Here is a 26,455-nt window from a genome sequence, read left to right on the forward strand (position 1 = left end):
TAAAACAATATGAGAGCTGATTGGGTCGCCAAACGGCAAGGTCAAAGTAACGTCTCCCAGATGCACTACGCACGTCAAGGCGTTATCACCGAAGAAATGGACTACGTGGCGAAGCGTGAGAATCTGCCCGTTGACTTGATTCGCGACGAAGTGGCCCGGGGTCGCATGATTATCCCGGCCAATATCAATCACACCAACCTCGAACCGATGTGTATCGGCATTGCCTCCAAGTGCAAAGTCAATGCAAACATCGGCGCGTCCCCCAACTCCTCCGAAATTAATGAGGAATTGGCCAAGCTGCAACAGGCCGTTAAATATGGTGCGGATACCGTGATGGATCTCTCCACCGGAGGCGGCAATCTGGACGAAATTCGTACCGCCATTATCAAAGCCTCACCAGTGCCCATCGGGACAGTGCCCATCTACCAAGCCCTAGAGAGCGTCCATGGCAACATGGAAAACCTCACGGCGGCCGATTTCTTGCACATCATTGAGAAGCACGCCCAGCAAGGGGTGGACTACATGACCATCCACGCAGGGATTTTGATTGAGCACCTGCCCCTCGTGAAAAACCGGATTACGGGGATTGTTTCCCGGGGTGGTGGGATCCTTGCCCGTTGGATGTTGCACCATCATAAGCAAAATCCCCTCTACACTCACTTTGACGACATCATCGAAATCTTTAAGCGTTACGATGTGTCCTTTAGCCTTGGGGATTCTTTGCGTCCTGGCTGTACCCATGATGCGTCGGACGAAGCGCAACTCGCTGAACTCAAAACTCTGGGTCAACTGACCCGTCGCGCTTGGGAACATGATGTCCAGGTAATGGTGGAAGGCCCTGGCCACGTCCCCATGGATCAGATCGAGTTCAACGTGAAAAAGCAGATGGAAGAGTGCTCTGAAGCGCCTTTCTATGTGCTTGGCCCCTTGGTGACTGATATTGCGCCCGGTTATGACCACATCACCTCGGCGATCGGGGCGGCGATGGCTGGCTGGTACGGCACGGCAATGCTCTGCTATGTCACCCCCAAAGAGCACCTCGGCTTGCCTGATGCGGAGGATGTGCGTAATGGTCTCATCGCCTACAAGATTGCGGCCCATGCAGCGGATATTGCCCGTCATCGTCCAGGGGCGCGCGATCGCGATGATGAGTTGTCCCATGCTCGTTACAATTTCGATTGGGAGAAACAGTTTGAACTGTCCCTCGATCCGGAACGTGCTCGCGAGTACCATGATGAAACCCTTCCGGCGGACATCTACAAAACTGCGGAATTCTGCTCGATGTGTGGGCCAAAGTTCTGCCCGATGCAAACGAAAGTTGATGCGGATGCGTTAACGGAACTGGAAAAGTATTTAGCTAGTACTGCCGCCAAGGAAGAACTCGCCAAAGCTTAAGCTCTATTTATAGGGTGTATTGTTGCGAAATAATGCACCCTATACTCACATTTCCTGCATGAAATTCACACAATATTTTTTAACGACGAGACAACGCCCGGATCGAAGCTTAATAAAATTAGAATGGATTGAGTTCGTGATTCTAAACCCCGAAAAAGAGCAAATCCAAGAAGATGGACGTATCAAGAGATGGGCCAGAATTCATGAAATGGATAACCGGGCATTGAGGGTTGTTTTGCTCCAGGATGGAGAAACTATTCACAATGCCTTTTTTGATCGGAGTTTTAAAACATGAAGATTCAATATTTTCAAGACACAGATACTCTATATTTAGAATTCAATCAAAATCCGATTGTAGAAACGAAAGATATTAACGAAAATACCCTTGTTGATTTAGATCAAGATGGCAAAGTTTGCGCGATCACTATCGAGCATGCTCAAAATTTGACAAGCTTAAATACTTTTTCTTTCGAGACTATTATTCCGGAAATTTCCCTTGCTTCTTGAAGAATAAGTAGCCTGGGGTTTAAAAAAACGAGGTTGCATCGTCCACAACAGGCACTCTTACTGAATGCCTACCTCGAATTAATTCAACGTAGCTACTTAGGCAAAAAAAGAAGTTATGATAATTCATATATTTTCTGCATAAAAATACAATGCAAATCCAACTTGATGACAGCAAAACCAAAGAACTCTTAACAGAGATTGTAATCGACCTCTTACAAAATCGTCAGGAAGTTATTCGAGAAATTCTCCTTGATGCCCTTGAAGAGGTAGGACTTGGAAAAGCAATCATTGAAGGTAGACAAAATGATTTTGTGAGCGAGGAAGAGATTTTTACTTTGTTAAATGAAGAATAATGGAAATACTGTTTGAATCTCACTTTCAGAAAGATCTCAAAAAAATCAAAGATAAAAAAATTCGCCAAAAAGCCAAAGAAGTTATTTTGCAGTGTAAACAGGCCGAGCAATTAAACGAAATTAATAATCTCAAAAAAATGCAAGGTTACCAGGCTTTTTATCGCATCAGGCTGGGGGATTACCGTATCGGCATTGAATTTTTAGACAATACACTGATTTTTACCCGCTTTTTGCATAGAAAAGAGATTTATCGATTTTTCCCGTAAGCCATGAACATGGAGTGATGTTTTGCGGCACTTTGGCGATCGCCTTTTGTTAGGGAGTCAAAGGGCAACCCTGGTCACGAGTCAGAGAAACAACACTATGGCGTGCATAGGGTTCTGCTTTGGAGCCTTTCGCAATGTCAATTTTGATCTTTAGGGCACTCATTTGGGGATGGTTCGCAAAAATCAACTCCGTTAAATGACGATTCACAATTTCCCAATAGTCCGTCTCGTTGGGATAAGCCTTTAAAAACCGATCAATTTCAGCGGCAATGGGGACGAGGTTAATGTAGTTTTTCCGTTGGGCAGTGGGCTGATCAACATAGCGAAAATCCACGGCAATATCGAGGATCGCCCATTCTTGATGCTCAATGGCGTAGTCGTCGATGGTGAAGCCAAAGCTTTCTTCCCGCAGCAGACAAGGATCTAGGGGCGTGGCGATCGCCTTTGGGGTCGGGAGCACCAAGAGCCAAAGGGCTAGACCGAAACAGAAGAGCTTTTTAAACAGAGAAAATGACATCGTTTCCAGGGGAGATCAGCGAATATCCCCACCATCACATCCTGCTAAAAATCTGGATGGCGATCGCCTATTGCAGTTTTACGGAGGAGATGACTGTGGGGGACGGCAATTAAGATAAGCTAACAAAAGCAAATTGGCTGAGTGAGAGCATTAAAACTTCATGAGTGAAACACAGTTTGATTATGATTTGGTGATTATCGGCGCAGGGGTCGGTGGCCACGGTGCCGCACTCCATGCCGTGAAATGTGGCCTAAAAACGGCCATTGTCGAAGCCGCAGATATGGGCGGCACTTGCGTCAATCGCGGTTGCATTCCGTCTAAAGCCCTGTTGGCTGCCTCCGGGAAAGTCCGCGAAATGCGTGACCAGAAACACCTCAGTGAAATGGGCATCAATGTCGGAGCAGTAGATTTTAGTCGTGAGGCGATCGCCGCCCATGCCACCGACTTGGTGAACAAAATCCAAAGCGATCTCACCAATAGCCTCAAGCGTTTGAATGTCGATATTATTCGCGGTTGGGGCAAAATTGACGGCGTCCAGAAAGTTTGTGTTATTGGCGAAGACGGTGTGAAAAACATTACCGCCAAAGAAATTATGATCTGCACGGGATCGAAACCCTTTGTCCCCCCCGGCATCCAAGTCGATGGCAAAACCGTCTTCACTAGCGATGATGCCGTGCGCTTGGAAACTCTGCCCCAGTGGGTAGCGATCATTGGGAGCGGTTATATCGGCCTCGAATTTTCCGATGTCTACACCGCCCTCGGTTGCGAAATTACGATGATCGAAGCCCTCGATGATCTGATGCCTGGCTTTGATCCAGAGATTGCGAAACTCGCCAAACGCGCCCTAATCGATAGCCGTGACATCGAAACCTACACTGGCGTCTTTGCGACCAAAGTTATCCCTGGTTCCCCGGTGAAGATCGAACTCACCGACGCGAAAACCAAGGAAGTCGTCGAAAATCTCGAAGTGGATGCTTGCTTGGTAGCTACCGGACGCGTACCCGCCACGAAAAACCTCGGCTTAGATGCCGTTGGTGTAGAAACAGACCGCCGGGGTTTCATTGAGGTGAACGACAAAATGCAGGTGACCAAAGACGGCCAACCTGTGCCCCACCTCTGGGCCGTGGGCGATGCCACCGGGAAAATGATGCTGGCCCATGCCGCCTCTGGTCAGGGGGTTGTGGCCGTCGAAAATATGATCGGCAATGCCATGACCGTTGACTATGCCGCGATTCCAGCAGCAGCCTTTACTCACCCAGAAATTAGCTATGTGGGGATGAGCGAACCCCAAGCGAAGGAAGCCGCCGCCGCAGGTGGTTTTGAAATTGCCACGGCAAAAACCTACTTTAAAGGCAATTCCAAAGCCCTCGCTGAAAAAGAAACCGACGGGATCGCCAAAATTATCTACCGCAAAGATACCGGGGAATTATTGGGCGTCCATATCATGGGGATCCATGCTTCGGATCTGATCCAAGAGGCCGCCAATGCGATCGCCGAGAAAAAACCCGTCCAAGAATTAGCCTTTAACGTCCACGCCCACCCGACCTTATCGGAAGTCCTAGACGAAGCCTACAAGCGGGCTAAAGTCACTGCGTAAATTACGTTAGAATTTGGCATCAAAACAGAGGTTTTTCGCTGAGTAATTTTAAAGAAACCTCTGTTTTGACCTTATCCCATCCCTTTTTATAATCCCTTAAACCAAATCTTTGAGGCATAAAACCATGGTTTCGATGACCCCCAAAAGTGGTGTTTTATTATTGCTATGCTGCGTCTTTGCGATCGCCGCTGTGGGTTGCGTATTTGAACTCAGCTCCGGTGAACCTGATCTGGGCGCGACCAATACCACTATTATCCTGGCCCTCAGTATTCCCCTGACCATTGCCTCTTTTTTGTGGGCCGTCCAAGACACCCGTGCTAACCAAGACTAGGCACTTAACGGCCCGTATCGATTTACAAAAAATATCTTTAAGATTCGGCAATCTGTCGTTATAACTAAAGTTGGGGCGGGGTAATCCTCCGTCTTTTGCGTTTTAGAAAAAAATCATCACAATGCAAGCTTCTGGTACTCTGCGCCAAATCTCTACTGGCGGTGTTCAAGCGCCGCTTCTGCCCGATGTTTCCCTTGAGCACCATCAAGAAATACTCATTGGCCGCGAACCCAGTTGCCAGATTGCCCTCAATCCCAATCTTTACACCGTTGTTTCCCGTCGCCATGTCCTGATTCGTCCCCAGGGGCAAGGCTGGGAAGCGGTCGATCTAGGGAGTGCCAATGGCACCTTTATCAATGGCCAGCGTTTACAGGGAACACGAGTTCTTCAAGCAGGCGATCGCCTCACCCTCGGAGACAATGGCCCCAGCTTTAGCTTCGAAATCCAGAGCCAAAGTCATGATCCCAAGCCCCCCATTGATCCCGGCTCCCATATCCCCGTCCCCGGCCCCATTGTTAATCCCAACTCTAACCTCACCCTGACCCAGCTTTTCCCCATCGCTGCCACCGGCAAAGACCTCTCCAGCAAAGCCTATCTCGTGCCGGGGATTCTAACCGTTATTTTCGTCGTCCTCATGTTCGCCACTATCGGCGCTCCTGGCCTCTTTAATTTTTTACTGGGAACCTATATCGCTGGGGCCGCTTACTACTACATTTATCAACTCTGCGGCAAGCGCAAAGCCTGGTGGATTATTACCAGTTCAGGACTACTGACTGCTCTAATGTTAGTTACCCCCGTCGTTGACATCTTCATCTTTGTCTTCCGGGGCATTCTGCCAGGCGATATCAGTGATACAGATGGCGTGGCCCGGCTCTTTGTCGGCATGTTTTTTGGAGCTGGCCTGATGGAGGAAATTCTGAAGGCGATCCCTATTTTCGTCGCGATGGGAATCGGCAACATATTTGGCTCGAAACGTCGCGAAAAAATTGGCGTCACCGAACCTCTTGATGGCATTTTGCTCGGAGCGGCCTCCGCCGTAGGCTTTACCCTGATTGAAACCCTCGGTCAGTACGTCCCCAACATCATTAACGAAGTGTCTCTCCAAGTCGATCCCGGCACCGGCGAATTACTCGGCTTACAACTGCTCATTCCTAGGATTCTCGGTTCTGTCGCCGGACACATGGCCTACAGCGGTTACTTCGGTTATTTCATTGGCCTGAGCGTCCTCAAACCCTCAAAGCGCTGGCCGATCCTAATCATTGGCTGCCTTACTTCCTCATTGCTCCATGCCCTTTGGAATACCGTTGGTTCCTTCAGTAGTATCCTGTTGGCGGTGGTGGGAGTTTTCTCCTATGCCTTTCTTGCCGCTGCAATCCTCAAAGCCCGCGCCCTTTCCCCGACCCGAGCAGAGAATTTTGCCACCCGCATTGCTAAATAGTCTGGCCTAGACGTGAAACGTAAAACAAGAATCTCCGGTATCCATCACGATTTTGTTGCGGGGAAGTTGCCATAATAGAATTTACAAAAATTCACTTTTCCTAGACCTATGGCCGATCAACTCATTCGCGGTACCGCAGCAGACAATGGCATTCGGGTAGTGGGCGTTATCTCCACGAACCTCACCGAGGAAGCCCGACAACGCCATAAATTATCCTATGTGGCGACGGCTGCCCTAGGTCGCACCATGGCCTCGGCTTTGTTAATTTCTTCGAGTATGAAAAAACAGGAGGCCCGCTTAAATCTGCGCATCAAAGGAGATGGCCCCCTGGGGGGATTATTAGTAGATGCTGGCCCAGATGGCACCGTGCGGGGTTATGTGCAAAATCCAGGTGTGGAGTTGCCCCCTAACGCGAAAGGTAAGTTAGACGTGGGTGGTGCCGTGGGCAAAGGATTTCTCTACGCGGTGAAAGATTTTGGCCGGGGCTACCCTTACTCCAGTACGGTAGAGCTGGTTTCTGGGGAGATTGGCGATGATGTTACCCATTATTTAGCGACCTCAGAACAAACTCCTTCGGCGTTGTTGGTAGGGGTCTTTGTCGGGGCAGAGGGGGTCACCGCGGCTGGAGGAATCTTGCTGCAGGTACTCCCAAAAGCGGCCCGTGATGAGGCATTAGTGACCAAACTAGAAGGTCGCCTGGGGCAATTATCTGGCTTTACACCGTTATTGCAGCAGGGTAAATCTCTCCATGATATTTTCCAGGACCTCCTCGGCGATGAAGACCTGAGAATTTTCCCAGAAACACAAATGGTGCGCTTTGACTGTGGCTGTACCTTTGAGCGGATGATGGGGGCCCTCAAGATGCTAGGTCAGGATGAATTGCTCGATATGATCGAAAAGGATGGGGGAGCAGAGGCCACCTGCAATTTCTGCAACGAGGTGTACCACGCGGATGTGGATCACCTAAGTCGCTTGGTTGAGGAACTCAAGGAAAATTCTAATTAGACTTTTGACTCGCATGCTGCTTGGCTAGAAGGGAAAAGTCTCCTCTGGCTACGACATTCCCCCTAGGGGAAGATATTATGACGGATTATTCCTGGAGCATCCAGAACCCGGCAAATTGTTCTGCGTCGGGGTTTTTTTGGATGGCAAGAAAGTGAATCCCTGCCGCCGCTTTTTTCGCAGCTTCAAACGATTCTGCTTCCTTAAGGGTTTGGGCATTGGGCAAGTCGGCCGCAATCCAACTGTCGCTCACCCCTGTTTCGAGGACGAGGCTACTGCGGGGATTTTTTTGGAGATGGAGAAATCCGAGTTCGAGGCCAGACATCCAGCCGGCGAGGGGGACAGCTCTGGGGGAAAAAATCAACAGGCCGGGGATCTTTGTCGTGGGGTCGAGGTGGTTGAGGGGGAAGGGTTCGCCAAAGGCAATGTCCCATTCGTCAAAATCGCTGAAGGCGCTGGCTTCGAGGGAGACGATCGCCCATTTATCTCCTTTGTCCCCCCGGACGGCATCGGGGAGAGGAACGGCATTGAGGGCAGGATATTGGACGGAGCTAGATTTGGCAGACTTCTCGTCGTAGTTAGCTTCCTGGGGGTAAACTTCCTGTTCCCGCTGGGTGATCCAGGTCATCAGGGTATAGGTGCGGCGGGAAGGGGCAGCGGGAATGCCAGCATCTTCGCAACCTTTTGTGATCATGTTATTCATCTGGCGGCGAAAGAAGCGGATCTTTGTGGGGCTTTGGCCGGAGGTGGCGATCGCCTTTTCGATGGCCGTCTTGAGGGTGATCGAATTCACATCGGTATTGCCGCAAAATTCGCTGTAACGAAAAAGGGTCGTCGGATCCTGTTGGATGCGGGTGGGGGTTTCGCAGATGAGGATTTCCCATAGTTTTTTGTCGTTATCATCCAAAAGCGGGCGCGAATAAAAATCAAGTTCCCAAATAGTCACGGTAAATCTCAACTACACAACTAAAACCATTACTGATTTTGCCCTATTGCCTCAGCTTTGTTCAATTCCCCTTGCCAGCAGATATTTGCTATCAGTTAATTAACTCCTAAAACTTTAGAGGCGATCGCCATGGCTACCTTTCTCCGGACTCTCAGCTACCGTTACCAGTGGCTTTACGACACCATTTCCCGCCTCGCGGCCCTAACCGTCGGTGGTGAGACCCGTTTTCGGAACCTCGCCCTCCAGGGCTTAACCGGCGATCAGACTCTAAAAATTCTCGATTTATGTTGTGGTGCTGGCCAAACCACCCAATTCCTCACCCAATATAGCAACGACGTCACCGGGCTTGATATTTCTCCCCTGGCCATTGAGCGAGCGAAAAAAAATGTCCCCCAGGCTAACTATGTCGTTGCCCCCGCCGAAAAAATCCCCCTGCCAGATCAACATTTTGACCTTGTCCATACCAGTGCCGCCCTCCACGAAATGACCCCGCAGCAACTGAGCCAAATTTTTCAGGAAGTGTACCGTGTCCTCAAACCCGGCGGCATCTTTACCTTTATCGATTTGCACCAGCCGACCAACCCTTTTTTCATTCCGAGTCTCTATACTTTCATGTTCTTGTTTGAGACCGAAACGGCCTGGCAGATGATCAAAACTGATTTAGCCGAAAAACTGACGGCAACAGGCTTTGAGATTCACAAACAGGAACAATATGCGGGGGGGAGTTTGCAGATGATCCAGAGCCGAAAACCGGGGAGTGAGCGGCTAAAATAAAAGCTTGGAAATCAACAGCAACTGAGGTGTTATGGCGCTATTCAATTCCAACTTACTGGAGCCAAACTTAATTTTAGGGAAAACCATCTTGCATCTCAGTCCAGAGATTATCCGTCACTACCGTTTAAAGGGTTTGATCCTTGATGTGGATGACACATTGGTTTCGATGCGCCAGAGCTATGCCTCAGATGATGTCTTGCAGTGGGTGACCCAAGTAAGACGGGTAGCTGATATTTGGCTCGTGAGTAATAACCTCAGCCAAAAACGCATTGGGCGGATTGCCGAGTCCCTGGAGTTGCCTTATTTGTTCGGGGCGAAAAAACCCTCTCGAAAAAAGCTCCGTAGAGCGATGGACGCGATGGATCTGCGCCCCCAGGAGGTGGCAATGGTTGGCGATCGCCTTTTTACCGATGTCCTCGCCGGTAATCGCCTGGGTTTATTTACGATTTTGGTCGAACCAATGATGGATCCCCTCGTGGCGACGCGACAACACCCAGTGCGGAATGTCGAAGTCTGGATTTCAAAATTCCTTGGCGCTTCCTTTGATGACATGAAACAAACCTTTACAAAAGGGCACAAAAGTAAATCTAAATAAATATAAAAAAAATGTTACGAATCTGTTGAGATTGGCAATAATCAGGCATAATCTTTTACAGAAAATATAACAAGGGATCGCCCAATATATATAGATCCCAACATAATAAACCACTAAAATTCTTTTCAACTTGTTTCGTTCGGGTCGATTCCTCAGGGGATCGATTTTTTGTCTGTTTTGGGTAAAATAACAGCGTTTCTTCTGGTTTTCCGCGAAAATCGTTACAGACCGAAACCAAAGAAAACATTTATCAATATTCCGAAAAGCGCAACTAGCTAAAGGTAGATTTATTTCGTCGATTAAGTTTAAATACCTATTTCCAAATCAGGATTTCTTAATTTTGGCATTCTAAAGAGGGGTTATTGCCTGTTAAACAAGTCCGACAAATGGCACGAAAAAATGGCGATCGCCACCCCCCAAAAGCATCACAATTGAATCCCTAAAACTTGGGTATAGGCCCCCCGGGCTTGGGTCACCCCAATGGTGCGCTGGGAAGCCTCGATCATCGGCCGCCGCAGACTGACTACCAAAAATTGTGCCTGGGCCGCCTGTTGCTTAATCATTTTAGAGAGACGCTCCACATTGGCCCCGTCTAAAAACATATCCACCTCATCAAAGGCATAGAAAGGGGAGGGACGATAGCGCTGGAGTGAAAAAATAAACGATAGGGCCGTGAGAGATTTTTCGCCCCCAGACATAGAACTGAGCCGCTGTACCAGTTTCCCTTTGGGGTGAGCCACCAAGTTCAAGCCCCCCGCAAACGGATCCGTCGGGTCATCTAATTGAAGATAGCCATCGCCGTCGGAGAGGGTGGCAAAGATTTTTTGAAAATTTTCGTTGACGGCATCGAAGGCTTTTTTAAATTCCTGGAAGCGGCGGGTGGTAAAACGTTCGATGCGGGCCAGGACTTCGAGGCGTTCCTGTTCGAGGGTAGTTAGTTTCTCGGATAGCTCCCTAAGGCGGATTTGGGTTTGTTCATATTCCTTGAGGGCGAGCATATTGACCGGCTCTAGGTCTTCAATTTTCTTTTGGGTGCGACGGCTGGCCCGCTGTAGTTTTTCGATCTGTTCTGTGATCTCCTGGAGAGCTTGGTCGAGTTTTTCGGGGATTACCTCCAGCACCAGATGAGTCGGATCAAGATCCGCCGGCAGTTCAGCTTCCTGGGCTTGGAGTTGCTGGTGCAGTTTTTCGAGTTGTTGCGCCCGTTCCTGTTGTTGGGTTTGCAATTTCTCCAGACGCCATTGCACATCTTGGTGTTGTTTTTGAAGATTTTTGAGCTGGATCTCCGTCTGATCCCGCTGTTTTTTGACGTCGCCCATCTGGGCCGAGAGTTCCGTCAACAATGTTTCGGTGGTTTGAATTTCCGTATCGATTTGATCGAGTTGGGTTTGGATGACGGCGATCTGGCCCTGGAGATCTTCGAGGTGGGTTTGGGTTTCCTGGAGCCGTTGTTCGTCGTTGGTTAATTTTTCACTGAGACGAATCAGCTGGGCGTCGCGGTCTTGGATCGTTTGCTGGGTGCTGTTGAGGGTCTGGAGCGCCGTTTGGAGATGACTTTCCTGGGTTTTGATTTCCCGTTGAATCCCTTGCCATTCCCGGTGGGTTTGCTGGGCTTCGAGTTGGGCGAGATGTTGTTGTTGGGTCGTCAGTTGTTGTTCGAGCTTGGGAATCTCTAGGGCGAGGCTTTCTCGGCTGGTCTGGGCGATCGCCAATTCGTTTTGAGATTGCTGCTGCTGTTGCTGGCTTTGTTCAAGTTGGGGGCGCAATTTTGCCAGGGATTTCGTGAGTTGCGCCTGGTGCAGTTGGGCTTCCCGTTCCCGTTGGCGGGCTTGGGTTAGTTGCTGGCTGAGATCCTGGAGGCGATCGCCTTTGTCGAGGAGGGCATTTTCGGTGTAGCGCAACAGGTGCTCAATTTCTTCGAGGCGTTCGCGCAGGGCAACAATTTCCGCCGAATCCCCCGTGGCCATGCTGCCGAAATGGAGGGTTGATTTTTGGGAGAGACTCCCCCCGGTCATCGCTCCCGTGGTCTCTAGGAGTTCGCCATCGAGGGTGACAATGCGGGTTTGCCCCATAAAATTCCGGGCGAGATCAAGGCTTTCAAAGACGGCGGTACTGCCAAAGACGTAGCGAAAAATATTTAGATAACGGCGATCGCATTGAATCAGGTTAACGGCAAAATCAACAAAGCCCTGGGCGTAGCGGGGAATGGTGTTGGTGTGCAATTTCGGGGCGCGGATTTTATTCAGAGGCAAAAAAGTAGCACGGCCCGCCCGCTGATTTTTTAGGAGTTTGATCCCCATCGCCGCCGTTTCATCATCTTCGACAACAAGGTAACCGAGGCGACCCCCAGCGGCAATTTCCAAGGCCCGTTGGTAAGCTTTTTCCACTTGACCCAGTTGGGCGACTAACCCATGGACACCGAGTAAATTGGCATTCAAAATCACCTTTGTGGCGTAGGTGCCCTGGGCTTCCTGTTGGGCCTGGGAGAGGGCTTCGAGTTGATCCAGTTGCCGTTGTTTGTCCCGCTGTTCCCGCTGGAGGCGATCGCCAGTTTCCTGGTCGAGCTTGCGGCTTTCTTCCAGTTGGGCAAACTGTTGGGCGAGGGTTTGAATGGTTTCCTGCTGACGGATGATCTCCGTTTGGGCCGTGGCTAATTCTGTGTCCTGTTGGGTGATATCGGCGCTAAATTGGGCGATTTGCTCGGTTTGGCTAGTGATATTTTGCTGAAGCTGACTAATGCGTTCCTGGAGGAGGGCTTGCTCGGTGCGTTGGGGATTGAGCTGGTCTTGGATGCCTTGAATATCCTTGGCGATCGCCGCCTGTTCCTGTACCCAAGCTTCCGAAGAACTGGCTAACTCATCGGCCCGTTGGCGACTGTCTTGGAGGATTTTTTCAGCGGCAGCTTGGGCGGCCTGGTGTTGGGGGAGGGTTTCTTCTTGGAGGGTGAGTTTTTCTTCTTCGAGGCGTAGGAGTTGTTGCTGGTTGACCTGGACCGTTTCTAAAAGTTGGCGGTGGAGTTGGAGCGATCGCCGTTGGTCTTCCTCCAGTTCCGTTTGCCGCTGGCTCCATTGGTGCCGTTTTGCTTTTTGGGTAGCCAGTTTGGAAGCGACCGAAAGCTGTTCATCTTCCCCGAGGGCTTTCACCTTGGCGTTCAAGCTTTCTAGGGTTTGGCCCGTCTGGAAAATTTCTCCATCTAAGGCGTTGAGGCTTTGGGTTAGTTGGGTGCGTTCCTGGGCACTGCTGGCGAGATCCCGTTGGAGTTTCTCTTCTTGCAGTTGGAGCGATCGCCAAGTCAAGAGAATTTCTTCCTGCTGCTGGCGAGCCAGGTCAATTTTGAGCCGTTGGTATTGTTCAGCCTTGAGGCGATCGTCGGCCAGCTTTTCTAAATTCCGTTCTAGCTCCTGGCGAATAATGTGGCATTTTTCTTCCCGTTCCTTCACCGCATTGAGAGTTTCCCTAGTCTGGGTAATTTTGCGGTCAAATTCGGCGACCCCTGCCAGTTCATCGATAATTTCGCGCCGTTCCCGCCCATTCATCGTAATAATCCGCGTCACATCCCCCTGGAGCACGACGTTATAGCCTTCGGGGTAAATGCGCAGGCGATTCAGTTGTTCGTGGAGTTCTGTAGCGGTACAGGGCTGGTCATTAATGTAATAGGTCGATGCATAACTGCCGCTTTTGGTAACCCGGAGTTTGCGCGTCACCGTCCAATCATGGCTCTGGAATTGCGCTAAAAAGTCCTTTAATTCCGAAGCTTCTGTGGCTTCTGTTTGATATTGCTGGGCCAGGTCACTGAGATCAAAGGTAACTGACACCACCGTTTCCGCAGAACCTTTCCCTTGGCTGTGTTTGTGATTGATCAAGTCCGGCAACCGTTCCGCCCGCATTCCCTTAGAACTGGCGAGGCCCAAGCAAAACAAAATGCCGTCGAGGATATTGGATTTTCCAGAACCATTTGGCCCAGAAACCACCGTAAAACCAGGACGTAGGGGCACAGCGACGGTACCACCGAAGGATTTGAAGTGGGAAAGCTCGATTTGCTTGATGTGTACCATCAGCGCCGGACAGGGGACAAAACAAAGGTTGAGTTAGAATTTTAGCGTCTAACTGCCCAGGCAAAGTGTTTTATCGGTGGCGATCGCCAAATCTTCCTCAGAACTTTGGACAAGCGCAATCAATAGCCTGCTAGAGTGGATGCTATATATAACGCCTAATTTTTTGTCCATTCCACTAAGGTGTTGATGTTGGTCTATGTTGACTGCTGAATCTTTTCTGCCGAGTGTCCCCGTGTTCCAGGTGTTGGTACATCTTCACCCCAACTATTGCCAATGGCTCACTGAGCGGATCCAGCACCGTCAGGGAACCCATGTGGTCACCCTCAATGCCGAAATTGCGATGATGACCGAAAAAAGTAAGGCGATCGCCCGGGTGATTAAGCAGGCAGATTTGATCATTCCTGATGGAGCGGGGATCGTCCTCTACCTCAAGCTCAAGGGCAAAAAACAGCACCGGGTTCCCGGCATCGAACTAGCAGAACAACTCCTGACCCAGGCGGCGGCCCACAATTGGCGCGTCGTCTTTTTTGGTGGTTCTCCTGGGATTGCTGACCAAGCAAAAGAAAATTGGCTCAAGCGCTATCCTGATTTAGACATCACGACCCAGCACGGCTATTTAACTCCAGAAATGGCGGCGGACTGGGAGCATCAGTTGCAGCAGTTGCAACCCCAACTCATCTTCACTTGCCTCGGCGTCCCGAAACAGGAATTTTGGATCGAAGAACATCGCCACATTTGTCCCCACAGCACTTGGATTGGCTTGGGGGGAAGTTTTGATGTGTGGGCTGGCGTGAAACAGCGCGCCCCAAAACTCTGGCAAAAACTCCATTTAGAGTGGCTTTATCGTCTCTATCAGGAACCTTGGCGCTGGCGACGGATGTTAGCGCTACCGCAATTTGTTTGGCGTGCTCTGTGGTCTTAGCCAATTCATCTGCTTGAAATCAAAAGCAACATCAGCAGAATTGAGTAGGATTGAGGAAATATCATCAACGAATCAAGGTGCTTGCTATGGTAGACACTCTTGCTCAAGGACTCACCCTCCAAGCTTTTTTACAGCAACCAGAAACAACACCTGCCAGTGAATATATTGATGGAGAAGTAATTCAGAAGCCGATGCCAAAGGGAAGGCATAGTGGTTTACAAGGAAAACTTTGTGCTGTGATTAATCAGGTCGCAGAAGACCAAAAAGTTGCCTATGCTTTCCCTGAATTAAGATGTAGCTTTGGTACACGCTCCATTGTGCCTGATATTGCAGTTTTTCGGTGGGATCGAATTCCCTTTACCGCAACTGGCAGCCTTCGCGATAATTTCAACCTAGCGCCAGATTGGACGATCGAAATTCTTTCACCGGATCAAAGAGCGAATAAAGTGCTTGGTAATATTCTGTATTGTCTAGAACATGGTAGCCATTTAGGTTGGTTTATCGATCCTGATGATTTGAGTGTTTTATTTTTGCGATCGCAACAGCAACCCGCATTATATCTTGGCGATCAAGTTATTCCTGTTCTCTCTGATTTAGATTTAAAACTTACAGTGAATCAGGTTTTTGGTTGGTTAAAAATGCTCTGATGAGAGTGAGGGAGTTAGAGGCGATCGCATAGACAGAACGTAGATCGCCCATCATCCAACCCCTGTTGAAAATACATATCGTCTAAACAAGACTTTCCTCTGTAGCGTGTGTTAGCGCAGCGTAACGCACAAATAAAAACTGTAGAGATTTGAAATTAATTTAATAATGTTTTAACTGATATCGGAGATAGAGATTTTTTCGACTTTATCTACATTGTCTCTTTTTCTTAGCATCGCTCTTAAACACATTCTATATTTTGGGTCTGAAAAACAGTAAGCATCTCCTTTAGGAGAACGTTTGATAATTGGATTATTTTGGCTAGCTAAATAGCTAAGAGCTTTGGAAATATTTAATGTTAGATCAACAGTGGATTCGGGGAATTCTTTACGGAGAATTTCTTCTATATCAGTAACCCTAAACTCTTCTGTCTCGACTAAACCTAGTGAATATAGTGTTTGATTACGTCGCTGTACTTTTGTTTCACGCTCATTCATCATGGACTCTACGATGGCATAACTAGCAGATAGTGAAGTCTGCAACCAATATCTATCAACATCATCTAGTAAATTTTTAGTTATTTTTCCGCCATTTTCTTGACCTAAAAATGCAAGCTCTAAACAATACTCATGCAATCTTTGTGGCAACTTATCTGTCGTCCAAGAAATATGATTGACAATTTCATCGAAGTCCTCAATTTCATAGCCTAACTCATTTATAAAACCTGTTTTTACCAGATTTTTACATTGTTCAGATGTCATTCTAGAAACTTCAGGGATTTCCCTAATTCGATTCGCGATCGTTGTAAGATGAGGAGTGTTATTGTAGTACGAACGAAGATCTCCAGGAACTCCTACAATCAAGATCTTGACTTCATATTTTGCGTATCTTGAATCATCGATCAATGTAATTATGTCAGCTAACTCTTTTAATAGTTTGGGATCTGAGTGAATTGTTTCCAAATTATCTAGTACAAGAACTGATGGCTTTCCAGAACTTTTTTGAGATATATGCTTTAGCAATGCTTCAAATGGTTCCATTTCACCAATCTTATAATTGCTTTGATGTTGAACGGAAGCAGATGCAACACCTGCACTAACATCTCCTTTTTTTATCTCGGAGTATCCTGTCTTTTGTGGTTCTTCATAGCTGTTAATTAAATCTGAAAATTCAGCAGTAATACTTCCTAAGCGAGAAGCGGTTGCCAAATTTGCAATAAAAATTTCAAATTTATTTTCTTTTAAAACTTTTTTATAGAGCCATGTTTTTCCACTTCCACTTTCTCCATGAATCAACAAATGCAGATTTGTCCTTAATCCTCTCTTTAATGCTTGTTCTAGTTCTGGTCTTTGGACATACATTTTATCATTAATATCTGGTGCTCTAGGAGTAAAAACATTTTCTGGTTTTTTACCTTTATGACTGGGTGACATAAGATATTACTTAAAGAAGTAAATTATTAAGACTCAAATAAAAGTATAGCCCAGAGTTTTGCTAAAGCCGTTAAGCTATATTACGTACTCATTTTCAGACGGCAGACATGGCACGGGATTTACGCGCATTTATCAAACTGGTAGAAGAACGGGGGCAACTGCGCCGCATTAAGGCCCTAGTGGATTCGGATCTAGAGATTGCCGAGATTGCAAACCGGATGCTCCAGTTGGGTGGCCCGGCGTTGCTATTTGAGAATGTGCGGGGGACTTCCGTTCCGGTGGTTGTCAATCTGCTGGGGACAGTGGAGCGGATTTGCTGGGCGATGAAAATGGAAAAGCCCGAAGAATTAGAAGATTTAGGCCGAAAATTGGCGATGCTTCAGCAGCCGAAGCCCCCGAAAAAGATTTCCCAGGCCATTGATTTTGGTAAGGTGCTGTTTGATGTGCTGAAGGCAAAACCTGGTGGTAGCTTTTTTCCTCCCTGTCAGCAAGTAGTCGTTGAGCAGGAAGAATTGGATCTGGGTTTGATCCCGATGTTGCGCCCCTACCCGAAGGATGCGGGGAAAAATATTACCCTCGGTTTGGTGATTACGAAGGATTGTGAAACGGGGGTGCCCAATGTAGGAGTTTATCGCCTGCAATTGCAATCGAAAAATACGATGACGGTGCATTGGCTCTCGGTGCGGGGGGGCGCGCGTCATCTACGGAAAGCAGCAGAAAATGGCAAAAAACTGGAAGTGGCGATCGCCATTGGGATTGACCCGATTTTGATTATGGCGGCAGCGACGCCGATCCCGGTAGATTTATCAGAATGGCTGTTTGCGGGGCTATATGGTGGTTCTGGGGTGGCATTGACCAAATGTAAAACTGTCGATCTTGAAGTGCCAGCCGATGCCGAATTTATCCTCGAAGGCACGATTACCCCTGGGGAAATGCTCCCTGATGGGCCGTTTGGCGATCACATGGGTTATTACGGCGGCGTTGAGGATTCACCCTTGGTGCGGTTCCACTGTATGACCCACCGCAAAGAGCCAATTTATCTCGCCACCTTTAGCGGTCGCCCTCCGAAAGAAGAAGCGATGATGGCGATCGCCTTGAACCGGATTTATACGCCGATCCTGCGGCAACAGGTTTCCGAGATTGTGGATTTTTTCCTGCCCATGGAAGCCCTTAGTTACAAGGCCGCGATTATCTCCATCGATAAAGCCTACCCCGGCCAAGCCCGTCGGGCGGCCCTTGCCTTTTGGAGTGCCCTGCCCCAATTTACCTATACAAAATTTGTGATCGTGGTGGATAAGGATGTGAATATCCGCGACCCGCGCCAGGTGGTTTGGGCCATTAGTTCTAAAGTTGATCCCGTGCGGGATGTCTTTATCCTGCCGGATACCCCCTTCGATACCCTCGATTTTGCCAGCGAAAAAATTGGGATGGGCGGCCGCATGGGCATTGATGCGACAACAAAAATTCCCCCCGAAACTGACCACGAGTGGGGTGAAGTCCTCGAGTCCGATCCAAAGATTGCCGAAAGGTGCGATCGCCGTTGGGCAGAATATGGCCTTGCAGATATCGATTTAACCGCCGTTGATCCCAACAAATTCGGCTACGAAATGTAACAAAACCATACCAATACACAGTCCAAAAACCCTCCTTTTTTTAATGAAGGAACTTATTTTTGTAAACAATGTCTCTTGTGTAAGATGGATGTATTCAGTACGTGATTTGACACAATCATTATTGAGAGCTTTCAAAATAAATGTTTTAACATCGAGTATTGTTAGTCAAATCACACTCGTTTATAAATTCAAACAACATGTGAGAGTAAACAATGCCCGAAATCAATAAAGCCCTGCAAGACCTCAAATTCGACATACCAATTCGAAGACGGATCTTTATCCGTAACGCAGTTATGGGGGCAATGGCAGTCAGCGTTTTATCGCCGTTCCAAAAGTCTTTGCTCGCCCAGGCAGTCGATGAAGAAATTGTTGTCTACCCAGGTAGAAGCCCCGAAGAAATTGAACGAGAGCTTAATAAGCGAAAAGCTGGAGCACTAGCAGATACATACGACTCTTGGGGATCCGCTGCCATAGCACTAGGTGCAGCCGCATTTGGATTAGCGGTAGCCGCAGTTGAGGTTCCCCCAGCAGCAGTATTGTTAGTACTCGATGGCGCAGCTTTCGTTATTTCAGGAGTCGGGTTTCTTTGGTTAGCCCACTTGATGAGAATGATTGCGGCAGATCCGCCACGCTACCCTTACATGATTGATGCAAACTTGACAGATTCTTTCTTGGTTGAAGGAGTTTTAGAGAAAATTCAAGACCCAGCAGATCAAGCCCTACTAACAACTTCAGATAATCTAATTCGTTCCGTAAGATCAATATGGGATCACTTGGAATGGTGGCAAGCAGCCAAAGAACAACAAGACCCTAAGTGGATGACTATCCATTCAGATCAATTTTGGTCCAGTGTAGATAGCTTCGCTGCAACCTTACCCTCGCTATCTGCTCGCTTAAGAACATCCGTTACCAGTCTCGAGGCACGCTTGAATTTACCGAACAACCAAAGTCTTTTTGATGCCACAAATCAAATTGCGGGTCGTCGCCTAAGTAATATTCCAGGCATCAGGCAGTTTTTGAATAAAGTCATTAACTGGGATTCTGAGCTTTTTGATAATGGTGTTCGAGAAGCCGTGCGAGACAAATTACAAAATACAGTGCTTCAACCGGTCTCTGAGAGTGACTTCAACCGACTACTCAATGAGCTTGATGACGCCGCAAGATATTTTTCTTCTGTCTAAAAGCTTATTTATCAAGCCCCCTGCCCCCGGTTTGGGGGAGATTTTAAGATGATTAACGGGATCAACGTCCCCCATTTTGCCGGAGCTTTAGTGAGGAGATTTAGGGGGCGGTTCAAGACATTGACTAACTTTATAAACAGCCTCTAAACTTGCCGACTTAATTAAGTATTCGTTAACTCCTTATTGGTTTCTCCAAAAAGGAGGATTTTTTTTAATACTGACATTGTTCTCCTCATCTTCCCGGGCTTGATAGAATAGACGATCCATTCTTAAGTTCTACCGAAGATTTCCTCAATCACACTAGCCATGCTGCGAACCCCCGTTGATTTTCAAGATGAGTTTGATGTCATTGTCATTGGCGCTGGCCATTCTGGTTGTGAAGCAGCCCTGGCCTCAGCTCGTTTAGGTTGCCGCACGCTGATGTTGACCCTCAACCTCGACAAAATCGCCTGGCAACCCTGCAACCCGGCTGTCGGTGGCCCCGCAAAATCCCAGTTAACCCATGAAGTGGACGCCCTGGGGGGAGAAATCGGTAAGATGGCAGACCGTACCTATCTCCAAAAGCGGGTGCTCAATGCCTCCCGGGGGCCAGCCGTCTGGGCTTTGCGTGCCCAAACCGATAAGCGCGAATATGCTGCGGTAATGAAAAATATCGTCGAAAACCAAGACAACCTTGTGATTCGCGAGGGAATGGCGACGGATCTTGTGTTGGGCAACAACGATGAAATTTGTGGGATTCAAACCTATTTTGGCACTTGTTTTGGGGCCAAGGCCGTTGTCCTGACAACGGGGACCTTCCTCGGCGGAATGATTTGGATTGGGAACAAATCGATGCCTGCGGGCCGGGCCGGAGAATTTGCAGCAGTGGGCATGACAGAAACCTTAAACGAGTTGGGGTTTGAGACAGGGCGCTTAAAAACAGGGACCCCTGCCCGGGTGGATCGCCGTTCGGTCGATTACAGCAAAATGGAAATTCAGCCGGCGGACGAAGAAGTGCGGTGGTTTAGCTTTGATCCAGAAGCCTGGGTAGAGCGTGAGCAAATGCCCTGTTACCTCACTCGGACAACCCAAAAAACCCATCAACTGATCAAGGATAATCTGCACCTGTCCCCTATCTATGGTGGCTTCATTGATTCCAAAGGTCCCCGTTATTGTCCGAGCATTGAAGACAAGATTGTCCGGTTTGCCGATAAAGATTCCCACCAAATTTTCATCGAACCGGAAGGGCGCACCATTCCAGAACTTTATATCCAAGGTTTTTCGACGGGACTGCCCGAAAGTCTCCAGTTGCAGATGCTCCAGAGTCTGCCGGGGATGGAAGATTGTGTGATGCTCCGCCCAGCCTATGCGGTGGAATATGACTACTTACCCGCAACCCAGTGTTACCCCACCCTGATGACCAAACGGGTGGAAGGTTTATTCTCGGCGGGACAAATTAATGGCACCACGGGCTACGAAGAAGCAGCGGCCCAGGGGATCGTGGCGGGTATCAACGCGGCAAAATTTGCCCAGGGTCAGGACATGGTCGTTTTCCCCCGGGAACAGAGTTATCTCGGCACTTTAATTGATGATCTGTGCACGAAGGATTTGCGGGAACCCTACCGGATGCTGACCTCCCGTTCGGAATATCGCTTAATTCTCCGTTCCGATAATGCCGATCAGCGGTTAACGCCCCTGGGTCGGGAGATTGGCTTGATTGGCGATCGCCGTTGGGCCTTGTACCAAACTAAGCAAGAAAACATTGCGGCCGAAAAGGAACGACTCCACACAGAACGGGTTAAAGAATTAGATCCCTTGGGTCAGCAAATTGCGGCGGATACAGGCCAAAAAATCAAAAGTTCTGTGACTTTAGCAGATTTATTGCGGCGACCCAAGTTCCACTACGCTGATCTCGCCAGTTATGGCTTGGGGAATGAAGCACTCACCCAGGCGGAGCAGGCCGGGGCAGAAATTGATATTAAATATTCTGGTTATATCAAGCGGCAACAAAATCAAATTGACCAAATCAGCCGCCATGCTAATCGGAAATTGCCGGAAAGTTTAGATTACTTGACGGTGGAGACCCTTTCGATGGAAGCCCGGGAAAAATTAAATAAGGTGCGTCCCCTCACCATTGGCCAGGCCACGCGCATTGGTGGGGTAAACCCAGCGGACATTAATGCATTGCTGGTTTATTTAGAGGTGCAACACCGTCAAAAAAATGCCCAGGAACCCGTTACCTCTTAAGTCAATGATCCTGGGGGATGGATTCTGGGGTTGAGCTTTGCTCGCACAGGATTAGCAATACCTGGATCTCCTAGGGGATCATCCCGGTGGAGCGCCGCGCAAATATGGGGCACGTCGGCAGGGGTGACTTGGCAGTACCACACCTCTGTGGGCACCAAGCGCACAGTGACGCCCAAATGACATTGGCCTTGGCAAGGACTTGGGATCGCAAAAACCTGTGGTGGTAGGGACGTTTGTTGAAAAGCTTGCAGAACAAAAGCACTCCCCCGCTCACGACAACTCTGGTGCTGGCAAATCAAAAGATGGCGATCGCCGGGCTGACCGGGCGGAATAATGGTCACACTTTCTGGGGACATGGTGAAAAAGAGCGCAGAATGGGGCAGCGGGCAATTTTTAGATTAGGCGCGACAATGGGAATGAGCACTGATCCATCTCAACCAGGCCAATGACGTATCTTCCGCTGGCACAAGCATCAACCCTGACAAAGTCATTACTACATATTTTGATTGTAGGGGAAGATTTAGGGCGATCGCCCCTGGAGAATTGCCTAGAAAAAATTTCTCGGTGGGATCTCCGTTGGCGATCGCAGCCCTTTGTGACACCCCTAGAGCCCGCCGACTTGATCATTCTCTTTTGCCCTGAGGCACCAACCGCAACGTGGCTCGATCAAATTTTAGCCCTGCCACTCCCTGTAGTGGTCATTACCACAGCACCCCTTCCCGATCAGCCGGGTTTAACCGTAATTCCCCCGGGGGAACTCTCTCCTTTGACCCTCGAACTTGGTTTTCGGGCTGTACTTCAGGAAAAATCCTCCGACTTAGTACACCAGCCAGCCCCCCGTCCCCTAGAAACCCATCTCCAGCTCACCACCATTCTAGTCAAATTTTCCCAAGCCCTTTTCCGTCCCGAAGCCACCCTCGATCAGGCCTTGGGAATTTTGGGACGCCATCTCCAGATGGAGCGGATCACGATTTTTCAATGGCATTGGGATCGGGCCGGCCAAATCAATTCGCCCCCCAAAATTGTCGAACAATGGTCCTATGATGGGTCTCCCCCTTGTCAAAAAAAGGTCGCGGCGTTTCCCCTCCATTGGTGGCAGTTGCTCCTAGAGCTTGGTGATGTCATGGCGATCGCCCACCAAAACCAAGACCCGAAATTAGTTCCCCTGTTGGAATTTCTGGAGGTCAAGGCATTTTTGGGGCTACCGATTTTTGACCACCAAGGCCACCACTGGGGGCATTTAATTTTCACCAGCGAAGCTCCCCGCGCTCATCCCTGGTCGGCCCTCGAAATTCAAACCCTGAAGATGGCGGCGGAACTGCTCCACCACAACTTGATCCGCACCGTTACCCAGCGGGAACTAGAAGCCTCTGAAGCGCTCTACGCCGGGATTGTGACCCATTCTGCGGAGGCCATTTTTTTGGTGCGTGTTCACCGGGCGATCGCCATTACCACCGCTGCCCCCGTTGACCTAACCGAGGCGGTGACTAAATTTACCTTTGAAATGGTCAACCCCACCTACTGCGAAAAAATGGGGGTTTATCCCCGGCAAGTCATTGGTAAATCCCCCCAAACCGTCTTTCCCGAAAAGCTGGCCCAACAACTGTGTGATTCTTTCCAGGGTTGTCTCGAAATTGGCGAAACCCTGCTGTTTGAAGAAGTGATCGAACTCCCCGACTGTACCCAAATTTGGCGTACCTGTCTGATTCCGATCCGCGATCGCCAGGGCACCATCCAACAGATCCAGGGCAGTGCCCGGGATGTCACCGAAGAACGCCAGCTAGAACTGACCAAAATGCGCTACAGCCGCCATCAACATATGTTGGCTTCCTTGACGGTTAAAATTTTGCGCTCCTGGGATATGGAAAAAATGCTGACCACCACGGTGCAGGAACTCCGCAAAACCCTCCAAGCCGACCGGGTGATTTTTTGGGAGATGTTAAATGAAACCGAAGGCAAAGTGACGGCGGAGGCGACTCACCCCAACGTCCGCTCGATGCTCTACCATCGGTTCCCCGTTGCAGCCTTTAACCGGGGCGATTTTGATCTGTTTCGTCAGGGGGAACTCCAGACCTGCATCGACGTAGAAGCCGCGAAATTTCCCCCGGCCCACGATGCCATGCTCCGGGAATATGGCGTTGTCGCCTATGCTGTTCTGCCCGTCCTCGTGAGCGCCATGGACGATCCAGAAGGAGAGCCGCACCTGAAGGGCTTGATTTGTGTCCAGCAGTGCCATTTCCCCCAAATTTGGAATGCCGATGAATTACATCTCCTGCGCCAGCTCATTAATCAAATCTGCATTGCCCTAAACCAGGCGGAACTGCTACAGCGCCAACGCCATTACACCAACGAACTGGCCCGTTCTAACCAAGAACTTGAACAGTTTGCCTACGTGGCTTCCCACGACCTCCAGGAACCGCTGCAATTGGTGGCCAATTACGCCCAACTGCTGGCCCGTCGCAATGGCGATCGCCTGGATGAGCGCTCCCAACGGTATCTCCAGCACATCACCGCCGGCACCCGCACGATGCAAACGCAAATTCAAGATTTGCTGCGTTATTCCCGCCTGAATACCCGTCAAAGTAAACTGGAACTGGTATCCATGGGAGATTGTCTCCAACGGGCGATCGCCAACCTCAAACTCAAACTTAAGCGGACCCACACCCAACTCCACTGCCCCAAAACTCTCCCAGAAGTCCTTGGGGATGGGAGTCAACTCCAGAGCCTCTGGCAAAATCTTCTCAGTAATGCAATTAAATACCGGGGCGATCGCCCACCCGAAATCACGATCAACGTTACCCAAGACGAACACCACTGGCAGTTTGGGGTCAAAGATAACGGTATTGGCATCGATCCCAAACATCAAAAGCGCATTTTCCAAATTTTCCAGCGGCTCCACACCCAGGAAGAATATCCCGGTACTGGCATTGGCCTCGCCATCTGTCACCGCATTGTCAAAATCCACGGGGGCGATATTTGGGTCACTTCTGAACCCCAGGCCGGGGCGACATTTTACTTTACCCTACCGATTTATCACCATTGAGTGATTGATCAGCAGTCAGTCTAGGGCGATCGCCTTGAGCACGACAAAATATAGTAAATTCGAATAAAGAATGGAGGAAAAAGATGTATAGCTTAGACCTCAGAACAAGAGTGGTGAACTTTGTCCGCTCTGGCGGCAGCAAAGCAGAGGCTGCAAGACGCTATGAAGTTTCAGAAGCGACAGTCTATAGTTGGCTCAAGCGTCCCGACCTGAAACCAACAGTAGTGAATCGTCGTCGTCGTAAGCTCGACTGGCAAGCAGTCGCCGAGCATGTCAGGCAGTATCCAGAAGCAAGACTGCTCGATAGAGCCAAGCACTTTGGGGTGACCACAAGTTCAATGCATTATGCCCTCAAACAGATGAAGATAACGAGAAAAAAAACAGCAAAAATATCGAGAGCGTAACCATCGAGAACGGCAACAATATCTCAGAGAACTACGAGAGTTACTCCAAAGGGTAGGAGCAGAGAAATTAGCCTTTATCGATGAATCAGGTTTCGATAACCGCGTGCATCGAAGACATGGATGGGCACCCAGAGGTCAGAAATTATTTGGAGAGAGGACAGGAAAACGCGAAAAGCGAGAGAATCTGTTGGCCGCTCGACAAGAGGGCAAGATGATTGCCCCGATGTTGGTCACAGGAAGCGTGAATGCCATCTGTTTTGAGACATGGTTATCCCATTGGTTGATGCCGCAGCTGAAGGAGAACTCAATATTAGTCATGGATAATGCTCCAATTCACCGCAAAAGCAGGATAAGGGAACTCGCCGACCAGAAGGGTCACATCGTCAAGTTTCTGCCAAAGTACTCCCCAGATTTCAACAAAATAGAACATGATTTTGCTGCTCTCAAGAAGAGAAGGGAATATTTGCCGGAGGGAACCAGTCTTGACCAGCTTATTAGAGATTATTGCGATGACCCTTAATCCTCTAGAACTTATTCGAATTAACTATAACAGAAAAACTTAAGGTACCCATGGGGTCACACCCCTAGATAGGTTCGATAAGATCGAGGTCAATAGTATATTTTGAAAAATTTAGAGTCATCGTAGCCTAGACCCTTTGGCTTCTAACCCAAACGCCCTTGACCCAAACGCCAAACGCCCCCATCTACCATGCTTGTTCTTTGACGGCCATCCAACGCTCCATTTTGATGGTGGATGATCAACCTGGCTATCTAGAGTTGATGGCAGAAGTCATCGAAGAATATTTCCCAGAATTAGACCTCCAGACAGCCCCAGATGGGGAACAAGCCTGGCAGTTTCTCAACCAAGGACAATCCCCTGTCCCGTCGACATCTGAGAGCCCCTGGAATTGGATTTATCCATCGTTGATTATTTCAGACTTAAATTTGCCCAAAATATCCGGCGTCGAACTCCTCCATCGCATCAAACATGATCCTTATCTCCAGGCGATCCCCGTGATTATTTTCAGCACCTCCCAGGCCGAACAAGATATCTTGCGTTGCTACCAGGCCCAGGCAAATTGCTTCATCACGAAGCCTGATAACGTGGATGATTTCTTTAGCGTGGTGCAGCAAATCATTGCTTTTTGGTTAAATTTGGTGGCTTTACCCCATTTTCCGCCGCAACAGATCCCTTGAGACAATTTTGACGTA

At 49.0% G+C, this 26,455-nt stretch carries 22 protein-coding genes and 1 pseudogene; 18 read left to right on the forward strand and 5 right to left on the reverse strand.

Annotation, left to right across the window (positions count from 1 at the left end):
* Positions 1-9 precede the first annotated feature (9 nt).
* The 4 genes from thiC (at position 10) to AWQ21_RS05495 (ending at position 2,521) form a co-directional block, all read left to right on the forward strand.
* A complete protein-coding gene (gene thiC / locus AWQ21_RS05475; RefSeq protein WP_065713663.1) occupies positions 10-1,395 on the forward strand; it encodes a phosphomethylpyrimidine synthase in 1,386 nt (461 codons plus the stop codon).
* A gap of 291 nt (positions 1,396-1,686) precedes the next feature.
* Positions 1,687-1,902, forward strand: coding sequence for a DUF2283 domain-containing protein (locus AWQ21_RS05485; RefSeq protein ID WP_065713665.1), 216 nt, complete (start codon positions 1,687-1,689; stop codon positions 1,900-1,902).
* A 149-nt stretch (positions 1,903-2,051) separates the two neighbouring features.
* Positions 2,052-2,255: a hypothetical protein gene (locus tag AWQ21_RS05490; protein ID WP_065713666.1), complete on the forward strand. Its 204-nt coding sequence runs from the start codon at positions 2,052-2,054 to the stop codon at positions 2,253-2,255.
* Positions 2,255-2,521 carry a type II toxin-antitoxin system RelE/ParE family toxin gene (locus AWQ21_RS05495; protein ID WP_065713667.1) on the forward strand — a complete coding sequence of 89 codons (267 nt, stop codon included), beginning with the start codon at positions 2,255-2,257 and terminating at the stop codon, positions 2,519-2,521. The genes AWQ21_RS05490 and AWQ21_RS05495 overlap by 1 nt, the downstream gene beginning before the upstream one ends.
* A gap of 49 nt (positions 2,522-2,570) precedes the next feature.
* Here the strand turns inward: AWQ21_RS05495 and AWQ21_RS05500 are convergent, their stop codons facing one another.
* Positions 2,571-3,038, reverse strand: coding sequence for a hypothetical protein (locus AWQ21_RS05500; protein WP_065713668.1), 468 nt, complete (start codon positions 3,036-3,038; stop codon positions 2,571-2,573).
* Between the two features lie 160 nt (positions 3,039-3,198).
* On the opposite strand from AWQ21_RS05500, the gene lpdA reads away from it, so the two are divergent.
* From lpdA to hslO, 4 genes are all read left to right on the forward strand, one after another.
* Positions 3,199-4,635 (forward strand): dihydrolipoyl dehydrogenase, encoded by a 1,437-nt coding sequence (gene lpdA / locus AWQ21_RS05505; protein WP_065713669.1) that lies wholly within the window; start codon positions 3,199-3,201, stop codon positions 4,633-4,635.
* Between the two features lie 133 nt (positions 4,636-4,768).
* The gene (locus tag AWQ21_RS05510; protein WP_012306748.1) at positions 4,769-4,966 is read left to right on the forward strand and encodes a hypothetical protein; all 198 of its coding nucleotides are present in this window, start codon (positions 4,769-4,771) and stop codon (positions 4,964-4,966) included.
* A gap of 121 nt (positions 4,967-5,087) precedes the next feature.
* Complete coding sequence (locus AWQ21_RS05515) at positions 5,088-6,404, forward strand: PrsW family glutamic-type intramembrane protease (RefSeq protein ID WP_065713670.1); 1,317 nt, start codon at positions 5,088-5,090, stop codon at positions 6,402-6,404.
* A 108-nt stretch (positions 6,405-6,512) separates the two neighbouring features.
* Positions 6,513-7,409, forward strand: coding sequence for an Hsp33 family molecular chaperone HslO (hslO, locus tag AWQ21_RS05520; RefSeq protein ID WP_065713671.1), 897 nt, complete (start codon positions 6,513-6,515; stop codon positions 7,407-7,409).
* An 85-nt stretch (positions 7,410-7,494) separates the two neighbouring features.
* Here the strand turns inward: hslO and AWQ21_RS05525 are convergent, their stop codons facing one another.
* The gene (locus AWQ21_RS05525; protein ID WP_065713672.1) at positions 7,495-8,352 is read right to left on the reverse strand and encodes a Tab2/Atab2 family RNA-binding protein; all 858 of its coding nucleotides are present in this window, start codon (positions 8,350-8,352) and stop codon (positions 7,495-7,497) included.
* A gap of 129 nt (positions 8,353-8,481) precedes the next feature.
* On the opposite strand from AWQ21_RS05525, the gene AWQ21_RS05530 reads away from it, so the two are divergent.
* Positions 8,482-9,126, forward strand: coding sequence for a class I SAM-dependent methyltransferase (locus AWQ21_RS05530; protein ID WP_065713673.1), 645 nt, complete (start codon positions 8,482-8,484; stop codon positions 9,124-9,126).
* A 31-nt stretch (positions 9,127-9,157) separates the two neighbouring features.
* Positions 9,158-9,721, forward strand: coding sequence for a YqeG family HAD IIIA-type phosphatase (locus AWQ21_RS05535; protein WP_065713674.1), 564 nt, complete (start codon positions 9,158-9,160; stop codon positions 9,719-9,721).
* Positions 9,722-10,146: 425 nt separating this feature from the next.
* On the opposite strand, the gene smc is transcribed toward AWQ21_RS05535, so the two are convergent.
* Positions 10,147-13,776, reverse strand: coding sequence for a chromosome segregation protein SMC (gene smc / locus AWQ21_RS05545; RefSeq protein WP_065713676.1), 3,630 nt, complete (start codon positions 13,774-13,776; stop codon positions 10,147-10,149).
* Between the two features lie 196 nt (positions 13,777-13,972).
* On the opposite strand from smc, the gene AWQ21_RS05550 reads away from it, so the two are divergent.
* A complete protein-coding gene (locus AWQ21_RS05550) occupies positions 13,973-14,698 on the forward strand; it encodes a WecB/TagA/CpsF family glycosyltransferase (RefSeq protein ID WP_065713677.1) in 726 nt (241 codons plus the stop codon).
* Positions 14,699-14,784: 86 nt separating this feature from the next.
* Positions 14,785-15,345 carry a Uma2 family endonuclease gene (locus AWQ21_RS05555; protein ID WP_065713678.1) on the forward strand — a complete coding sequence of 187 codons (561 nt, stop codon included), beginning with the start codon at positions 14,785-14,787 and terminating at the stop codon, positions 15,343-15,345.
* A 171-nt stretch (positions 15,346-15,516) separates the two neighbouring features.
* Here the strand turns inward: AWQ21_RS05555 and AWQ21_RS05560 are convergent, their stop codons facing one another.
* On the reverse strand, positions 15,517-16,776 hold the full coding sequence (locus AWQ21_RS05560) for an ATP-binding protein (protein WP_065713679.1): 1,260 nt from the start codon (positions 16,774-16,776) through the stop codon (positions 15,517-15,519).
* Between the two features lie 107 nt (positions 16,777-16,883).
* Between AWQ21_RS05560 and AWQ21_RS05565 the strand changes: the two genes are divergently transcribed.
* The 3 genes from AWQ21_RS05565 to mnmG all read left to right on the forward strand — a co-directional run bounded on the left by AWQ21_RS05565 (position 16,884) and on the right by mnmG (position 21,796).
* Positions 16,884-18,389 (forward strand): UbiD family decarboxylase, encoded by a 1,506-nt coding sequence (locus tag AWQ21_RS05565; RefSeq protein ID WP_065713680.1) that lies wholly within the window; start codon positions 16,884-16,886, stop codon positions 18,387-18,389.
* A 212-nt stretch (positions 18,390-18,601) separates the two neighbouring features.
* Positions 18,602-19,570, forward strand: coding sequence for a hypothetical protein (locus tag AWQ21_RS05570; protein WP_065713681.1), 969 nt, complete (start codon positions 18,602-18,604; stop codon positions 19,568-19,570).
* A gap of 306 nt (positions 19,571-19,876) precedes the next feature.
* On the forward strand, positions 19,877-21,796 hold the full coding sequence (gene mnmG / locus AWQ21_RS05575; RefSeq protein WP_065713682.1) for a tRNA uridine-5-carboxymethylaminomethyl(34) synthesis enzyme MnmG: 1,920 nt from the start codon (positions 19,877-19,879) through the stop codon (positions 21,794-21,796).
* On the opposite strand, the gene AWQ21_RS05580 is transcribed toward mnmG, so the two are convergent.
* Positions 21,793-22,152: a ferredoxin gene (locus AWQ21_RS05580; protein ID WP_065713683.1), complete on the reverse strand. Its 360-nt coding sequence runs from the start codon at positions 22,150-22,152 to the stop codon at positions 21,793-21,795. The two genes, mnmG and AWQ21_RS05580, sit on opposite strands and share 4 nt — an antisense overlap.
* A gap of 89 nt (positions 22,153-22,241) precedes the next feature.
* Here AWQ21_RS05580 and AWQ21_RS05585 point away from each other — a divergent pair, with 89 nt between their 5' ends.
* The 3 genes and pseudogenes from AWQ21_RS05585 (at position 22,242) to AWQ21_RS05600 (ending at position 26,440) form a co-directional block, all read left to right on the forward strand.
* Complete coding sequence (locus tag AWQ21_RS05585) at positions 22,242-24,839, forward strand: ATP-binding protein (protein WP_083997969.1); 2,598 nt, start codon at positions 22,242-22,244, stop codon at positions 24,837-24,839.
* Between the two features lie 83 nt (positions 24,840-24,922).
* Positions 24,923-25,763 (forward strand): annotated as a pseudogene (locus AWQ21_RS16035) (IS630 family transposase).
* Between the two features lie 158 nt (positions 25,764-25,921).
* On the forward strand, positions 25,922-26,440 hold the full coding sequence (locus AWQ21_RS05600) for a response regulator (protein WP_083997970.1): 519 nt from the start codon (positions 25,922-25,924) through the stop codon (positions 26,438-26,440).
* Positions 26,441-26,455 lie beyond the last annotated feature (15 nt).

Source organism: Picosynechococcus sp. PCC 7003 (assembly GCF_001693255.1).
In the GTDB taxonomy this organism is placed as follows: Bacteria; Cyanobacteriota; Cyanobacteriia; order Cyanobacteriales; family MRBY01; genus MRBY01.

Excerpts from the sequence above, each read along its gene's own strand:
- AWQ21_RS05585 (WP_083997969.1), top strand. The coding sequence starts at position 22,242 with ATGACGTATCTTCCGCTGGCACAAGCATCAACCCTGACAAAGTCATTA.
- AWQ21_RS05560 (WP_065713679.1), bottom strand. The coding sequence starts at position 16,776 with ATGTCACCCAGTCATAAAGGTAAAAAACCAGAAAATGTTTTTACTCCT.
- lpdA (WP_065713669.1), top strand. The coding sequence starts at position 3,199 with ATGAGTGAAACACAGTTTGATTATGATTTGGTGATTATCGGCGCAGGG.
- thiC (WP_065713663.1), top strand. The coding sequence starts at position 10 with ATGAGAGCTGATTGGGTCGCCAAACGGCAAGGTCAAAGTAACGTCTCC.
- AWQ21_RS05535 (WP_065713674.1), top strand. The coding sequence starts at position 9,158 with ATGGCGCTATTCAATTCCAACTTACTGGAGCCAAACTTAATTTTAGGG.
- AWQ21_RS05565 (WP_065713680.1), top strand. The coding sequence starts at position 16,884 with ATGGCACGGGATTTACGCGCATTTATCAAACTGGTAGAAGAACGGGGG.
- AWQ21_RS05495 (WP_065713667.1), top strand. The coding sequence starts at position 2,255 with ATGGAAATACTGTTTGAATCTCACTTTCAGAAAGATCTCAAAAAAATC.
- AWQ21_RS05500 (WP_065713668.1), bottom strand. The coding sequence starts at position 3,038 with ATGTCATTTTCTCTGTTTAAAAAGCTCTTCTGTTTCGGTCTAGCCCTT.
- AWQ21_RS05570 (WP_065713681.1), top strand. The coding sequence starts at position 18,602 with ATGCCCGAAATCAATAAAGCCCTGCAAGACCTCAAATTCGACATACCA.
- AWQ21_RS05510 (WP_012306748.1), top strand. The coding sequence starts at position 4,769 with ATGACCCCCAAAAGTGGTGTTTTATTATTGCTATGCTGCGTCTTTGCG.
- mnmG (WP_065713682.1), top strand. The coding sequence starts at position 19,877 with ATGCTGCGAACCCCCGTTGATTTTCAAGATGAGTTTGATGTCATTGTC.
- AWQ21_RS05580 (WP_065713683.1), bottom strand. The coding sequence starts at position 22,152 with ATGTCCCCAGAAAGTGTGACCATTATTCCGCCCGGTCAGCCCGGCGAT.
- smc (WP_065713676.1), bottom strand. The coding sequence starts at position 13,776 with ATGGTACACATCAAGCAAATCGAGCTTTCCCACTTCAAATCCTTCGGT.
- AWQ21_RS05530 (WP_065713673.1), top strand. The coding sequence starts at position 8,482 with ATGGCTACCTTTCTCCGGACTCTCAGCTACCGTTACCAGTGGCTTTAC.
- AWQ21_RS05485 (WP_065713665.1), top strand. The coding sequence starts at position 1,687 with ATGAAGATTCAATATTTTCAAGACACAGATACTCTATATTTAGAATTC.
- AWQ21_RS05555 (WP_065713678.1), top strand. The coding sequence starts at position 14,785 with ATGGTAGACACTCTTGCTCAAGGACTCACCCTCCAAGCTTTTTTACAG.
- AWQ21_RS05490 (WP_065713666.1), top strand. The coding sequence starts at position 2,052 with ATGCAAATCCAACTTGATGACAGCAAAACCAAAGAACTCTTAACAGAG.
- AWQ21_RS05515 (WP_065713670.1), top strand. The coding sequence starts at position 5,088 with ATGCAAGCTTCTGGTACTCTGCGCCAAATCTCTACTGGCGGTGTTCAA.
- hslO (WP_065713671.1), top strand. The coding sequence starts at position 6,513 with ATGGCCGATCAACTCATTCGCGGTACCGCAGCAGACAATGGCATTCGG.
- AWQ21_RS05550 (WP_065713677.1), top strand. The coding sequence starts at position 13,973 with ATGTTGACTGCTGAATCTTTTCTGCCGAGTGTCCCCGTGTTCCAGGTG.